Origin of the sequence: Mycobacterium sp. H4Y (assembly GCF_000364405.1) — a bacterium.
Lineage (GTDB): Bacteria > Actinomycetota > Actinomycetes > Mycobacteriales > Mycobacteriaceae > Mycobacterium > Mycobacterium intracellulare.
Genome location: NZ_AKIG01000003.1, coordinates 587,853 through 601,961 on the forward strand (window position 1 = coordinate 587,853; position 14,109 = coordinate 601,961).

Genomic DNA, 14,109 nt, shown 5'->3' on the forward strand with positions numbered 1-14,109 from the left:
GGGACCGGAACGAACAAGAAATCTGTGAGGTCGTCTGCGATGGTGCAGTTCGACGGTCTGCGCCCGGCCAGGCTCAAGGTGGGAATCATCTCCGCCGGCCGGGTGGGCACCGCGCTCGGTGTCGCGCTGGAGCGCGCGGACCACGTCGTGGTGGCGTGCAGCGCCATCTCCCATGCGTCGCGGCAGCGGGCGCAGCGCCGCCTGCCCGACACCCCGGTGGCGACGCCGCCCGACGTCGCCGCCGGCGCCGAGCTGTTACTGCTCGCGGTTCCCGACAGCGAACTCGCCGGCCTGGTATCCGGGCTGGCCGCGACGTCGGCCGTGCGGCCCGGGACCATCGTGGTCCACACGTCCGGCGCCAACGGGGTGAGCGTCCTGGCGCCGCTGGCCGCGCAGGGCTGCATCCCGCTGGCGATCCACCCGGCCATGACGTTCACCGGCTCCGACGAGGACATCAGCAGGCTGCCGGACACCTGCTTCGGCATCACGGCGGCCGACGAGGTCGGGTACGCGATCGGTCAATCGCTCGTCCTGGAGATGGGCGGGGAGCCGTTCTGCGTCGCCGAGGACGCCCGCGTCCTCTACCACGCGGCGCTGGCCCACGCGGGCAACCACATCGTGACCGTGCTCGCCGACGCCCTGGAGGCGCTGCGCGCCGCGCTGCGGGGCAGCGAGCTGCTCGGCCAACAGTCCGTCGACGACCAGCCGGGCGGCATCGCCGAACGCATCGTCGGCCCGCTGGCCCGGGCGGCGCTGGAGAACACCCTGCAACGCGGGCAGGCCGCGCTCACCGGCCCGGTCGCGCGCGGCGACGCCGCCGCGGTCGCCGGGCATCTGGCGGCCCTGGCCGGGGTCGGACCCGAACTGGCGCAGGCGTATCGGGTGAACGCCCTGCGAACCGCGCAGCGCGCGCACGCCCCCCAGGACGTCGTGGAGGTGCTGGCGCCATGACCCGAGCAAAACCCCCGGCCTTCAAGGCGGGCGAACTCAACCTGTACCCGAACCCGCGTGATGTCACCGACGTCAGCCGCGCCCTGCGCCACACCGGCCGCCGGGTGATGCTGGTGCCCACCATGGGCGCGCTGCACGACGGCCATCTGGCGTTGGTGCGGGCGGCCAAGCGGGTGCCCGGCTCGGTGGTCGTGGTCTCGATCTTCGTCAACCCCCTGCAATTCGGCGCCGGTGAGGATCTCGACGCCTATCCCCGCACCATGGACGACGACCTCGCGCTGCTGCGCGCAGAAGGCGTCGAAATCGTCTTCGCCCCAACGGCCGCCGCGATGTATCCCGACGGGCTGCGCACCACGGTGCAGCCCGGACCGCTGGCCGCCGAGCTCGAGGGCCGCCACCGGCCCACCCATTTCGCGGGCGTGCTCACCGTCGTGTGCAAGCTGCTGCAGATCGTGCGCCCGGACCGGATCTTCTTCGGCGAGAAGGACTATCAGCAGCTGGTGATGATCCGCCAGATGGTCGCCGACCTCAACATCGACGCCCAGGTCGTCGGGGTGCCGACCGTCCGGGAATCCGACGGCCTGGCGATGTCGTCGCGCAACCGCTACCTCGACCCCACGCAACGCGAACTGGCGGTGACGCTTTCGGCCGCGCTGACTGCTGGCGCCCACGCCGCGCACCACGGCGGCGCGGCCGCGCTGGACGCGGCGCGCGCGGTGCTCGACGCCGTCCCCGCGCTCACGGTCGACTACCTCGAGCTGCGCGACGCCGGGCTCGGGCCGGCGCCCGCCCACGGTTCGGCCCGGCTGCTGGTCGCCGCCCGGCTGGGCACCACCAGGCTGCTGGACAACATCGAAATGCAGATCGAAACACCCGCCGGCACCTCAGGGCCGGACGGCAATCACGAATACGCCCAATCACCTTGGAGGAATTGATGCTACGGACGATGCTGCGGTCGAAGATCCACCGGGCCACCGTCACGCAGGCCGACCTGCACTACGTGGGCTCGGTGACCATCGACGCCGATCTGATGGACGCGGCGGACCTGCTCGAAGGCGAACAGGTGACCATCGTCGACATCGACAACGGCGCCCGCCTCGTCACCTACGCCATCACCGGCGAACGCGGCAGCGGCGTGATCGGGATCAACGGTGCCGCAGCGCATCTCGTCCACCCGGGCGACCTGGTGATCCTGATCGCGTACGGGACCATGGAGGAGGCGGAGGCCCGGGCGTATCGGCCGCGGATCGTCTTCGTCGACGCCGACAACAAACCGGTCGACCTCGGCCACGACCCGGCGTTCGTGCCCGAAGACGCGGCCGAGCTGCTGGATCCCCGGATCGTTGCGCGGTAGCCGTGCTGCTGGCGATCGACGTCCGTAACACCCACACCGTCGTCGGGCTCATATCGGGCGCCAAGGAGCACGCAAACGTCGTGCAGCAGTGGCGGATCCGCACCGAATCGGAGATCACCGCGGATGAATTGGCGCTGACCATCGACGGATTGATCGGCGACGACTCCGAGCGGCTCACCGGCGCCGCCGCGCTGTCGACCGTCCCCTCGGTGCTGCACGAGGTGCGGCTCATGCTCGACCAGTACTGGCCGTCGGTGCCCCACGTGCTGATCGAGCCCGGGGTGCGCACCGGCATCCCGCTGCTGGTGGACAACCCCAAAGAGGTGGGCGCCGACCGAATCGTCAACTGCCTGGCGGCCTTTCACAAGTTCGGTCAGGCCGCCATCGTCATCGACTTCGGGTCCTCGATCTGCGTGGACGTCGTGTCGGCCAAGGGCGAATTCCTCGGCGGCGCGATCGCGCCCGGGCTGCAGGTTTCCTCCGATGCCGCGGCGGCCCGCTCGGCCGCGCTGCGCCGCGTCGAGCTGACCCGGCCCCGTTCGGTGATCGGCAAGAACACGGTCGAGTGCATGCAGGCCGGTGCGGTGTTCGGGTTCGCCGGTCTGGTCGACGGCCTGGTCGGACGCATCCGTGACGACGTGGACGGCTTTGCCGGTGACGACGTCGCCATCGTGGCCACCGGACACACCGCGCCCCTGCTGCTGCCCGAGCTGCAGACCGTCAGCCATTACGAACAGCACCTGACCCTGCACGGCCTGCGGCTGGTCTTCGAACGCAACCGCGACGCCCAGCGCGGCCGGCTGAAGACCGCCCGCTAGGGCGCCCGCCGGTCAAGGGCACCACGAGAGTTGATTTAAGCTGGCACGTCGTGAGTGCCGACGAGCCAGATATTCCCGAGCAGTACCGGATCCGCCGGGACAAGCGCGCTCGGCTGCTCGCCGAGGGGCGCGACCCCTACCCGGTCGCCGTCGAACGCACCCACACGTTGGCGCAGGTCCGCGCCGCCCACCCCGACCTGCCGGTCGACACCGCGACCGACGACGTCGTCGGCGTCGCCGGCCGGGTGATCTTCGCCCGCAACTCGGGAAAGCTCTGCTTCGCCACGCTGCAGGAGGGCGACGGCACCACGCTGCAGGTGATGGTCAGCCTCGACAAGGTGGGCCGCGAATCCCTCGACGCGTGGAAGGCCGACGTCGACCTGGGCGACATCGTCTACGTGCACGGCAACGTGATCAGCTCACGGCGCGGCGAATTGTCCGTGCTGGCCGATTCGTGGCGGATGGCGTCGAAGTCGTTGCGTCCGCTACCGGTCGCGCACAAGGAGATGAGTGAAGAGGCGCGGGTGCGGCAGCGCTACGTCGACCTGATCGTCCGCCCGCAGGCGCGCACGGTCGCCCGGCAGCGGATCGCGGTCATCCGCGCCATCCGCAACGCATTGGAGCGCCGCGGCTTTCTCGAAGTCGAAACCCCGATGTTGCAGACGCTCGCCGGCGGCGCGGCCGCGCGGCCCTTCATCACACATTCCAATGCGCTGGACATCGATCTCTACTTGAGGATCGCACCGGAACTGTTCCTCAAGCGGTGCGTGGTCGGCGGTTTCGACAGAGTTTTCGAACTAAATCGCGTGTTTCGAAACGAAGGTGCGGATTCCACGCATTCTCCCGAATTCTCCATGCTCGAGACCTACCAGGCGTACGGAACGTATGACGATTCGGCGGTTGTGACGCGCGAGCTTATTCAAGAGGTCGCCGACGAGGCGATCGGAACCCGACAACTACCGCTGCCCGACGGCAGTGTCTACGACATAGACGGAGAATGGGCTTCGATCGAAATGTACCCGTCGTTGTCGTCGGCGCTCGGTGAAGAGATCACGCCGGAGGCGACGGTGGAAAAGCTGCTCGGCATCGCCGATCGCCTCGGCGTCGAGATCCCGCGCGACCGTGGTTACGGACACGGAAAGATCGTCGAGGAGCTGTGGGAGCACACGGTGGGCAACGCGCTCGTCGCACCCACGTTCGTGCGGGACTTCCCGGTCGAGACAACACCTTTGACGCGCCAGCACCGCAGCATCGCCGGCGTCACCGAGAAGTGGGACCTGTATGTGCGCGGGGTCGAGCTGGCCACCGGTTACTCGGAATTGAACGACCCGGTCGTGCAGCGGGAGAGGTTCGCCGCCCAAGCGCGCGCGGCGGCCGCCGGCGACGACGAGGCCATGGTGCTCGACGAGGATTTTCTTGCCGCACTCGAGTATGCGATGCCGCCATGTACCGGAACGGGAATGGGTATCGACCGGTTGTTGATGACATTGACCGGACTGTCAATTCGGGAGACAGTTTTGTTCCCCATTGTTCGGCCACACTCGTAGTCGAAAAGCTCAACCCTGCAACGCCCGTACAGATTGAGTATGCTGCGTTGTTATGGCAGATTGGTGACCGGGGAGGTCGATCCAATCTGCTCAGCAACTGCTCAGGACGAAATGCGAGGGTGAGCCAATGGCAAAAAAAGTGACCGTCACCTTGGTCGATGATTTCGACGGTGCCGGCGCAGCCGACGAAACGGTCGAATTCGGGCTTGACGGGGTGACCTATGAGATTGATCTTTCGTCCAAGAATGCCGCGAAACTTCGCGGGGATCTGAAGCAGTGGGTGGAAGCCGGTCGCCGCGTCGGCGGCCGCCGGCGGGGGCGGTCCGGCTCGGGACGCGGGCGCGGCGCCATCGACCGTGAGCAGAGCGCGGCGATCCGCGAATGGGCTCGCCGGAACGGGCACAACGTGTCGACGCGCGGCCGCATCCCGGCCGACGTCATCGACGCGTTCCACGCCGCAACCTGACAGTCTTCAAACCGGCGCCCGGGCCCCAAGCCCGGGCGCCGGTTTGTCATTTCGCTCGGCGCGAAACGATGGTCGGGCGTCCCGGGAAACGAATTGGGACATTGCAACGTTTCTTGGGATACGGCGGGTAAAGCCCCAGGCAGTCGCAAGTGAGATCAGGGCCGGAACGACCGAGTTGCGTCGACAGCGAACGAGGCCGCACAAGGTTAGGTCCGCCGGCAAGCCGACCATTACAGTGGATGGCAGGTACGCGATTCCGGCCACAGGGGACCGGCAGGGTTGTTCGAAGGGCCGCTAACTAGTTTGTACCGATGTTGAGGGAGAGCAGGTAACCCGATGTTTGAAAGATTTACCGACCGTGCCCGCAGGGTCGTCGTCCTGGCGCAAGAAGAGGCCCGGATGCTCAACCACAACTACATCGGCACCGAGCACATCCTGCTGGGTTTGATTCACGAGGGCGAAGGCGTCGCGGCGAAGTCGCTGGAGTCGCTGGGCATCTCGCTCGAGGGCGTTCGCAGCCAGGTCGAGGAGATCATCGGCCAGGGCCAGCAGGCGCCGTCGGGCCACATCCCGTTCACCCCGCGCGCCAAGAAGGTTCTCGAGCTGAGCCTGCGCGAGGCGCTGCAGCTCGGCCACAACTACATCGGCACCGAGCACATCCTGCTGGGCCTGATCCGTGAGGGTGAGGGCGTGGCCGCGCAGGTGCTGGTGAAGCTGGGCGCGGAGCTGACCCGGGTGCGCCAGCAGGTCATCCAGCTGCTGAGTGGCTACCAGGGCAAGGAGGCCGCCGAGGCGGGCACCGGTGGCCGCGGTGGCGAGTCCGGCAGCCCCTCGACGTCGTTGGTGCTCGACCAGTTCGGCCGCAACCTGACGGCCGCCGCGATGGAAGGCAAGCTGGACCCGGTCATCGGCCGCGAGAAGGAAATCGAGCGGGTGATGCAGGTGCTGAGCCGGCGCACCAAGAACAACCCGGTGCTGATCGGCGAGCCCGGCGTCGGCAAGACGGCCGTCGTCGAGGGCCTGGCGCAGGCCATCGTGCACGGCGAGGTCCCGGAGACACTCAAGGACAAGCAGCTCTACACGCTGGACCTGGGCTCGCTGGTCGCGGGCTCGCGCTACCGCGGTGACTTCGAGGAACGCCTCAAGAAGGTGCTCAAGGAGATCAACACCCGCGGCGACATCATCCTGTTCATCGACGAGCTGCACACCCTGGTGGGTGCGGGCGCCGCCGAGGGCGCGATCGACGCCGCGTCGATCCTCAAGCCCAAGCTGGCCCGCGGCGAGCTGCAGACGATCGGCGCCACCACGCTCGACGAGTACCGCAAGTACATCGAGAAGGACGCCGCCCTGGAGCGCCGCTTCCAGCCGGTGCAGGTCGGGGAGCCGACGGTGGAGCACACCATCGAGATCCTCAAGGGCCTGCGCGACCGCTACGAGGCGCACCACCGGGTCTCGATCACCGACCCGGCGCTGGTCGCGGCGGCCACCCTGGCCGACCGCTACATCAACGACCGGTTCCTGCCGGACAAGGCGATCGACCTGATCGACGAGGCGGGCGCCCGGATGCGGATCCGCCGGATGACCGCGCCGCCAGACCTGCGCGAGTTCGACGAGAAGATCGCCGACGCGCGCCGGGAGAAGGAATCGGCGATCGACGCCCAGGACTTCGAGAAGGCGGCCAGCCTGCGGGATCGGGAGAAGCAGCTGGTGGCCCAGCGCGCCGAGCGCGAAAAGCAGTGGCGCTCCGGCGATCTCGACGTGGTCGCCGAGGTCGACGACGAGCAGATCGCCGAGGTGCTGGGCAACTGGACGGGCATCCCGGTGTTCAAGCTCACCGAGGCCGAGACCACGCGGTTGCTGCGCATGGAGGACGAGCTGCACAAGCGGATCATCGGCCAGGAGGACGCCGTCAAGGCCGTCTCCAAGGCGATCCGCCGCACCCGCGCCGGGCTGAAAGACCCCAAGCGCCCGTCGGGTTCGTTCATCTTCGCCGGCCCGTCCGGTGTCGGTAAGACCGAGCTGTCCAAGGCGCTGGCGAACTTCCTGTTCGGCGACGACGACGCGCTCATCCAGATCGACATGGGCGAGTTCCACGACCGGTTCACCGCGTCGCGGTTGTTCGGCGCCCCGCCGGGATACGTCGGCTACGAGGAGGGCGGCCAGCTCACCGAGAAGGTGCGCCGCAAGCCGTTCTCCGTGGTGCTGTTCGACGAGATCGAGAAGGCGCACCAGGAGATCTACAACAGCCTGCTGCAGGTCCTCGAGGACGGTCGGCTCACCGACGGTCAGGGACGCACGGTGGACTTCAAGAACACCGTGCTGATCTTCACCTCGAACCTCGGCACGTCCGACATCTCCAAGCCGGTCGGCCTGGGCTTCACCCAGGGTGGCGGTGAGAACAACTACGAGCGGATGAAGCAGAAGGTCAACGACGAGCTGAAGAAGCACTTCCGCCCGGAGTTCCTCAACCGCATCGACGACATCATCGTCTTCCACCAGCTGACCCGCGACGAGATCATCCGGATGGTCGATCTGATGATCCAGCGCGTCGGCAACCAGCTCAAGAGCAAGGACATGGCGATGGAGCTGACCGACAAGGCCAAGGCATTGCTGGCCAAGCGCGGCTTCGACCCCGTGCTGGGTGCCCGTCCGCTGCGGCGCACCATCCAGCGCGAGATCGAGGACCAGCTCTCGGAGAAGATCCTCTTCGAGGAGGTCGGTCCCGGCCAGGTTGTCACGGTCGACGTCGACAACTGGGACGGCGAGAGCGCCGGCGAGGACGCGAAGTTCACCTTCACCGGCACCCGCAAGCCGCCGGCCGAGCCGGACCTGGCCAAGGCCGGGGCGCACGCCGCGCCGCAGGGGCCGGACCCGCAGTAGCGAGCGGTTCTCGCGGCGCCGGCGCTATCGCGGCGCGATCAACGCGAAGGCCTGCTTGGCGACCTGCAGCATCCAGCCGGTCACGGTCGGCCCGTGGTCGCGCGGCCAGGTCAGCTGGAAGCTGACCACCCAGGGCTGCCGCGTCTTGTCGACGGCATACCAGCTGAACGTCAAATCACCCGGCAGGCCACCGGCTTTCGCGCCGATGTAGGGCCACACGTTGCGGTCCAGCTGGATACCCGCCACCGCGGAGAGGATTTCGCGCACCGGCGCGGCCTCGCCGACGGCGTCGGCCTGCAGCGCCGCGTGGACCCGGCAGATGTCCTCGGCGTTGCCGTACCACTCCGCGCCGTACGAGGACGCGGGTGAGTGGGCGCGCATCGGATCCGGGTCGTACGGCGTGGAATTCGCCTGCTGAAGCAGTTGGGCCCGCACCTGGGGGGACCCGTGCTCCCATTGGCCGCGCAGGTCGGGTCTGCCCCAGCCGACCGAGAAAAGCTCGTACATGGTGGGGAAGGGCGTCATGCTGGCCGGGTCGTGATGGCCGGCCGTGGCGAGCGCTTCGGAGATGGCCTGCGTGCCCAACTTTCCGATCAGCAGATCGGTGGCCATATTGTCGCTGGTGGCGATCATCTTCTCGGCGGCCTTGCGAACCGAGACGTGGGCCCCGGCGGGCAGCGCCAAACCCGACGAGCCGACGGCCCGGCTCTTGTCGGTGACGGTCAGTTGGTCATCCCAGGACACCGTGCCGTTCTTGATGGCGCTGGCCAGGGCATGCAACACGTACAGCTTGAAAATCGATGCCAGCGGCAGGGATTCGCGGGCGTTGGTGCCCGCCACCGGGTTGCAGTGGCCGTCGTCGACCTTGGCGACCTGATAGGAGTAGCGCGCGCCGGTCTTGCTCAGCACCGCGTCGATGTCCTGCCACGACTTGACCGTCGGCGCCCGCGTGTCCAGGTCGAACCGGTCCACCCACCCGCCGTCGTCGGTGTGGATCCGGATGTCTTGGCGGGCACCGTAGGACGACGTCAGGTGCAGGGTGGCCACGCTCGCACCGATGTCGACGCCGTCGAGGGCGAACGGGCGATCCCACCACAGCGCCTCCATGGTGGTCTGCACCGACTCGACCTTGTCGGCGGCGGCCAGCGTGCCGACCCCGACCGGCCCGATGGGCCAGTCCGAGTTGAGCATGTCCAACGTCTGCTGGGCCCGAATGCCGGGCGGGGTCCGGGTGTCGATCTGCCGTCCCGAATTTGCCGCGTTCGCCTGCGGTGAGGGGGAGGGGGCGCAGCCGGGCGCCGAGGTGACGATCAGTGTGGTGGCGGCGCTCAGCGCCAGCGCGCGGCGCCAGGCCGACCGCCCGCTAGCCAGCCTGCTTGTTTGCGGCAACGTCCAGCACAACCTCGAATTCCAGCAGGGACGCCCCGGTCGCCACCGGGTTGGCCCGATGGCCGGCGTGGGCCTCGATGGCCGGACCCTTCGCCCACGCCTGGAACGCCTCGTCGGACTCCCAGTGCGTCACCACGAAGTAGCGGTCCTCGCCCTGGACCGGGCGCAGCAACTGGAAGCCGAGGAAACCGGGCTGATTCTCCACCGCGTGCGCGCGGTGGGCGAACCGCTTCTCCAGTTCGGGGCCGGCGTCGGCGGGAACTTCGATTGCGTTGATCTTCACCACAGGCGGCATGCCGCTAGGCTACCCCGCCCCCCGCGCCGTTCAACTAGGGCGGTCCACGCAAGATGGTGACATGCCCGGCGATTTGTTGACGCGTCACGGGGGACGCGGCGAGCCGTTGGTGCTGGTGCACGGCCTGATGGGGCGCGGGACCACGTGGACGCGTCAACTGCCGTGGCTGACCCGCTTGGGCACCGTCTACAGCTACGACGCGCCATGGCATCGGGGACGCGACGTCGACGATCCGCACCCGATCAGCACCGAGCGGTTCGTGGCCGACCTGGGTGACGCGGTGGGCGAGTTGGGCGCGCGGGTCAGGATCGTCGGGCATTCGATGGGTGCCCTGCACGCGTGGTGCCTGGCCGCGCAGCGCCCCGAACTGGTTTCCGCGCTGGTGCTCGAGGACATGGCTCCAGACTTCCGCGGCCGCACCACCGGCCCGTGGGAGCCTTGGCTGCACGCGCTTCCGGTCGAATTCGATTCCGCGGAGCAGGTATTCGCCGAATTCGGGCCCGTCGCCGGGCAGTATTTCCTGGAGGCGTTCGACCGCACCGAAACCGGGTGGCGGCTGCACGGTCACACCTCACGATGGATCGAGATCGCCGCGGAGTGGGGCACCCGCGACTACTGGGCGCAGTGGCGGGCGGTGCGCGCCCCGTCGCTGCTCATCGAGGCCGGCAACTCGGTCACCCCGCCGGGCCAGATGCGGCAGATGGCCGAAAGCGGCGATGCCGCAACGTATTTGCGTGTTCCGCAAGCGGGTCACCTGATCCACGACGAAGCGCCCGGCCAATACCGCGAAGCGGTGCAGGCTTTCCTGGCCGCGCCGCATCCGCGGGCCTGATCCGCTACCCCTCGCCGGCCAACGCGAACCGGCCGTCGCGGGTCTGTGTCACCAGGCCGTCGGCGAGCAGCGAATACAGCGCCCGGTCGCGCTGCGCGGTGTCGGTCAGCCACGCCACGTCCAGCTCGGCCCGACTGGCCGGGGAATCCTTGGCGCGCAACACATCCAGCAGGCGGCCGCGAACCTGGCGGTCGGTGCCGGCATAGGTCTGGACGCGTCGCGGCGGTCCTTGCGCGGCGGGATAACCCGCGCGCCGCCAGGCGCATTGGCCCAGCGGGCACAGCCCGCATCGCGGGGTGCGCGCGGTGCACACCGTCGCTCCCAGCTCCATCAGCGCGACCGAGAACTGCGGTGCGGTCGCGTCGTCGGGTAGCAGAGCCGACACGTCGCCGTGGTCGCGGGTCGCGGACGGCGCGCCCGCGTCGGCCAGGCCGTGCACGACGCGCGCCACCACCCGGCGCACGTTGGTGTCGACCACCGGCACCCGCCGGCGATAGGCGAAGCAGGCGACGGCGCGCGCGGTGTAGCTGCCGACGCCGGGCAGCGTCAGCAGGGTATCGACGTCATCGGGGACGACGTCGTCGTGATCGCGCGCGATCACGGTGGCGCACTCGTGTAATCGCTTGGCCCGCCGCGGATAACCGAGCTTGCCCCAGGCGCGCAACACGTCCGCGGCGCTGGCCGCGGCCGTCGCCGACGGGGTCGGCCAGCGCCGCACCCAATCCGACCAGATCGGCAACACCCGGGCCACCGGCGTCTGCTGCAACATGAACTCGCTGACCAGGATCTGCCAGGCGCTCACCCCGGGTTCGCGCCAGGGCAGGTCGCGGCGTGAGGTCTCGTACCAGGCCAAAAGATTGGTAACTGATATGTATGCCGGACCCGGCGTTGCTTGTTCCGGCATGATGGCAGCCATGCCTAACACCAGTCCGGTAACAGCGTGGAAGTCACTCAAAGAGGGTAACGAGCGATTCGTCGCCGGTAAGCCGCAGCATCCCAGCCAAAGTGTTGAGCATCGAGCCAGCCTGGCCGCCGGGCAGAGTCCCACCGCGGTCGTGTTCGGCTGCTCGGACAGCCGGGTCGCCGCCGAGCTCATCTTCGACCAGGGCCTGGGCGACATGTTCGTGGTGCGCACCGCCGGGCAGGCCATCGACACCGCGGTCCTGGGTTCCATCGAGTTCGCGGTGAGCGTGCTCAACGTGCCCCTCATCGTCGTCCTGGGTCACGACAGCTGCGGCGCGATCAAGGCCGCCCTGGGCGCGATCGAAGAGGGATCCATCCCGGGCGGTTTCGTGCGCGACGTGGTGGAGCGGGTCGCGCCGTCGATCCTGATGGGCCGCCGTGACGGCCTGAACCGCGTCGAGGAGTTCGTGGAGCGACACGTACGCGAAACCGTGGCGCAGCTGGTGTCGCGGTCCACGGCGATCGCCGAGCGGATCGCCGACGGCACGGTCGCGGTGGCCGGTGTCACCTACCACCTTGCCGACGGGCGCGCGGCGTTGTGTGACCACGTCGGCGACATCGGCGAATAGCGGGCCGAATAGCGGGGCCGATCGCGGGCGAATGGGCCGCGCGGTCGGCCGCCACTAACACGGCGATTGGCCGGCAAACCTAGCGACACGCCGAGGCGGGTCAACCGAATCGGCGTGACCTGGGCCTACGCTGCGAACGTGCTCGATCTGGAACCGCGTGGCCCGCTACCCACCGAGATCTATTGGCGGCGCAGAGGCCTGGCCGTGGGCATCGCGGTCGTCGTGATCGGGATCGTGGCCGCCACCGTCATCGCGTTCATGGGGCACAGCTCGGGAGCCAAGCCCACCACCGCCGACAAGCCGAACTCAGCGCAGAGCAAGCCGGGATCGCCCGCGCCCCAGGCGCCGCCACCGGCGGGGCCCGAAAGCCCCGCCCCCGGGGCGCCGCCGGCGCAGGGCCAGAACCCCGAGACGCCCACCCCCACCGCCGCGGTGCAGCCGCCGCCGGTGCTGAAGGAGGGTGACGACTGCCCCGACTCGACGCTGGCGGTCAAGGGCCTGACCAACGCTCCCCAGTACTTCATCGGTGACCAGCCGAAGTTCACCATGGTCGTCACCAACATCGGGCTGGTCGCGTGCAAGCGCGACGTCGGGGCCGCGGTGCTGGCGGCCTACGTCTACTCGCTGGACAACAAGCGGCTGTGGTCGAACCTGGACTGCGCGCCGTCCAACGAGACGCTGATCAAGACCTTCACGCCGGGCGAGCAGGTGACCACCGCGGTGACGTGGACGGGCATGGGATCGGCGCCGCACTGCCCGCTGCCGCGGCCGGCGATCGGGCCGGGCACCTACAACCTGGTCGTCCAGCTGGGCAATCTGCGCTCGATGCCGGTGCCGTTCATCATGAACCAGCCCCCGCCGCCGCCGGGCCCGGTGCCCGGCCCGGGCCAGCCCGGCGCCGTGCCGCAGCCGGAGGCGCCGCCGATGCCCCCGGCCGGCTGACCTCAACGAGCATTAGCTCAGTGAGTCGGTGATCGTCGACTCCGCCAGCTGCGACAGCCCCTCCCGCACGTGGCGCGCCCACATCGCGCCGATGCCGTCGACCGATTGCAGGTCGCTGGCGCTGGCCGCCAACACGTTCTGCAGCGTCCCGAACGAGCGGACCAGCAGATCGGCGTGGGCGAACTGCAGCCGGGGGATGCCGGCCAGCGCGCGGTAGCCGCGCGGGCTGACCGCCGAATCCTGCGCCTCCGTCGTCGTCGGGTAGCCGAAAACCTTTGCCAGAGCGGTGAAGTCGAGCAGCTCGGTGTCCGAGAGCGCGTCCAGCTCGTCCAGCGTCGCGGTCAGCTGCGCTTCGGACAGCGGCTCCGGGCTGGCGTGGTAGTCCCGCACGATCAGCTCCCGGGCGATGTCGTTGCCGCCGAGCAGCTCGTCGAGCTGCAGCCGCAGCTGGCGCCCGTCGGTGCCGAGTTCGACGACGTCGTTGTCGATCACCTGGCCGATCCGCCGGACCAGCTCGAGGCGCTGCACCACCGTCAGGACGTCGCGCAGGGTGACGAAGTCCTCGATCTCGGCCCGCGACAGCTGCCGGCTGACCTCGTCGAGCCTGATCTTGTACCGCTCCAGGGTGGCGATGGCCTGATTGGCCCGCGACAGGATCGTCGCGGAATCGGCGACCACGTGGCGCTCCCCGCCCACGTAGACGGTCACGATGTTCATCGAGTGGCTCACCGAGATCACCGGGTATCCGGTCTGGATCGCCGCCCGCTCCGCCGACCGGTGTCGAGTCCCCGATTCGTCGGTGGCGATCGACGGGTCCGGCACCAACTGCACGTTGGCGCGCACGATGCGGCTGCCGTCGGTGGACAGCACCACGGCGCCGTCCATCTTTGCCAGCTCGCGCAGCCGGGTCGGCGCGTAGCGCACGTCCAGCGCGAAGCCGCCGTCGCAGATGGCTTCGACGTTTTCGTCGTTGCCGAGCACGATCAGCGCGCCGGTGCGGCCGCGCAGGATGCGTTCCAGGCCGTCACGCAGCCCGGTCCCCGGCGCCAGGCGGGCAACGGTGTCACGCAACGTCGGTCGGGTCACAGCGTGCATTCTGCGGC

Annotated in this window: 14 protein-coding genes; 10 read left to right on the plus strand and 4 right to left on the minus strand. The window is 68.9% G+C overall.

What is annotated here, in order from left to right:
* Positions 1-39: 39 nt before the first annotated feature.
* The 7 genes from W7U_RS23725 (at position 40) to clpC1 (ending at position 8,016) form a co-directional block, all read left to right on the plus strand.
* Complete coding sequence (locus W7U_RS23725; protein WP_008263492.1) at positions 40-951, plus strand: Rossmann-like and DUF2520 domain-containing protein; 912 nt, start codon at positions 40-42, stop codon at positions 949-951.
* Entirely contained in the window at positions 948-1,886 is a 939-nt protein-coding gene (panC, locus tag W7U_RS23730; RefSeq protein ID WP_008263493.1) for a pantoate--beta-alanine ligase, read from the plus strand. Before W7U_RS23725 ends, panC begins: the two co-directional genes overlap by 4 nt.
* Positions 1,886-2,305: an aspartate 1-decarboxylase gene (gene panD / locus W7U_RS23735; protein ID WP_008263496.1), complete on the plus strand. Its 420-nt coding sequence runs from the start codon at positions 1,886-1,888 to the stop codon at positions 2,303-2,305. Before panC ends, panD begins: the two co-directional genes overlap by 1 nt.
* A gap of 2 nt (positions 2,306-2,307) precedes the next feature.
* A complete protein-coding gene (locus W7U_RS23740; protein WP_008263499.1) occupies positions 2,308-3,123 on the plus strand; it encodes a type III pantothenate kinase in 816 nt (271 codons plus the stop codon).
* A gap of 50 nt (positions 3,124-3,173) precedes the next feature.
* A complete protein-coding gene (gene lysS, locus W7U_RS23745) occupies positions 3,174-4,670 on the plus strand; it encodes a lysine--tRNA ligase (RefSeq protein ID WP_008263500.1) in 1,497 nt (498 codons plus the stop codon).
* Positions 4,671-4,797: 127 nt separating this feature from the next.
* Positions 4,798-5,136, plus strand: a complete 339-nt coding sequence (lsr2, locus tag W7U_RS23750) for a histone-like nucleoid-structuring protein Lsr2 (protein WP_008263502.1) — start codon at positions 4,798-4,800, stop codon at positions 5,134-5,136.
* 336 nt (positions 5,137-5,472) lie between these two features.
* Complete coding sequence (gene clpC1 / locus W7U_RS23755; protein ID WP_008263504.1) at positions 5,473-8,016, plus strand: ATP-dependent protease ATP-binding subunit ClpC; 2,544 nt, start codon at positions 5,473-5,475, stop codon at positions 8,014-8,016.
* Positions 8,017-8,040: 24 nt separating this feature from the next.
* Here clpC1 and W7U_RS23760 read toward each other — a convergent pair whose 3' ends face one another.
* Positions 8,041-9,405, minus strand: coding sequence for a serine hydrolase (locus W7U_RS23760; protein WP_008263511.1), 1,365 nt, complete (start codon positions 9,403-9,405; stop codon positions 8,041-8,043).
* Positions 9,380-9,700: a mycobilin-forming heme oxygenase MhuD gene (mhuD, locus tag W7U_RS23765; protein ID WP_003875625.1), complete on the minus strand. Its 321-nt coding sequence runs from the start codon at positions 9,698-9,700 to the stop codon at positions 9,380-9,382. The genes W7U_RS23760 and mhuD overlap by 26 nt, the downstream gene beginning before the upstream one ends.
* A gap of 61 nt (positions 9,701-9,761) precedes the next feature.
* Here mhuD and W7U_RS23770 point away from each other — a divergent pair, with 61 nt between their 5' ends.
* Entirely contained in the window at positions 9,762-10,532 is a 771-nt protein-coding gene (locus tag W7U_RS23770) for an alpha/beta hydrolase (RefSeq protein ID WP_008263516.1), read from the plus strand.
* Between the two features lie 4 nt (positions 10,533-10,536).
* Here the strand turns inward: W7U_RS23770 and W7U_RS23775 are convergent, their stop codons facing one another.
* Positions 10,537-11,448 (minus strand): A/G-specific adenine glycosylase, encoded by a 912-nt coding sequence (locus W7U_RS23775; protein WP_008263517.1) that lies wholly within the window; start codon positions 11,446-11,448, stop codon positions 10,537-10,539.
* On the opposite strand from W7U_RS23775, the gene W7U_RS23780 reads away from it, so the two are divergent.
* Positions 11,447-12,064: a carbonic anhydrase gene (locus tag W7U_RS23780; protein WP_008263518.1), complete on the plus strand. Its 618-nt coding sequence runs from the start codon at positions 11,447-11,449 to the stop codon at positions 12,062-12,064. The two genes, W7U_RS23775 and W7U_RS23780, sit on opposite strands and share 2 nt — an antisense overlap.
* A gap of 138 nt (positions 12,065-12,202) precedes the next feature.
* Positions 12,203-13,006, plus strand: coding sequence for a hypothetical protein (locus W7U_RS23785; protein WP_085976473.1), 804 nt, complete (start codon positions 12,203-12,205; stop codon positions 13,004-13,006).
* Positions 13,007-13,018: 12 nt separating this feature from the next.
* On the opposite strand, the gene disA is transcribed toward W7U_RS23785, so the two are convergent.
* Positions 13,019-14,101 carry a DNA integrity scanning diadenylate cyclase DisA gene (gene disA, locus W7U_RS23790; protein WP_008263522.1) on the minus strand — a complete coding sequence of 361 codons (1,083 nt, stop codon included), beginning with the start codon at positions 14,099-14,101 and terminating at the stop codon, positions 13,019-13,021.
* Positions 14,102-14,109: the final 8 nt, after the last annotated feature.

Coding starts and splice junctions, on each gene's coding strand:
- W7U_RS23725 (WP_008263492.1), top strand. CDS start 40: ATGGTGCAGTTCGACGGTCTGCGCCCGGCCAGGCTCAAGGTGGGAATC.
- W7U_RS23780 (WP_008263518.1), top strand. CDS start 11,447: ATGCCTAACACCAGTCCGGTAACAGCGTGGAAGTCACTCAAAGAGGGT.
- panD (WP_008263496.1), top strand. CDS start 1,886: ATGCTACGGACGATGCTGCGGTCGAAGATCCACCGGGCCACCGTCACG.
- panC (WP_008263493.1), top strand. CDS start 948: ATGACCCGAGCAAAACCCCCGGCCTTCAAGGCGGGCGAACTCAACCTG.
- mhuD (WP_003875625.1), bottom strand. CDS start 9,700: ATGCCGCCTGTGGTGAAGATCAACGCAATCGAAGTTCCCGCCGACGCC.
- clpC1 (WP_008263504.1), top strand. CDS start 5,473: ATGTTTGAAAGATTTACCGACCGTGCCCGCAGGGTCGTCGTCCTGGCG.
- disA (WP_008263522.1), bottom strand. CDS start 14,101: ATGCACGCTGTGACCCGACCGACGTTGCGTGACACCGTTGCCCGCCTG.
- W7U_RS23775 (WP_008263517.1), bottom strand. CDS start 11,448: ATGGCTGCCATCATGCCGGAACAAGCAACGCCGGGTCCGGCATACATA.
- lsr2 (WP_008263502.1), top strand. CDS start 4,798: ATGGCAAAAAAAGTGACCGTCACCTTGGTCGATGATTTCGACGGTGCC.
- W7U_RS23770 (WP_008263516.1), top strand. CDS start 9,762: ATGCCCGGCGATTTGTTGACGCGTCACGGGGGACGCGGCGAGCCGTTG.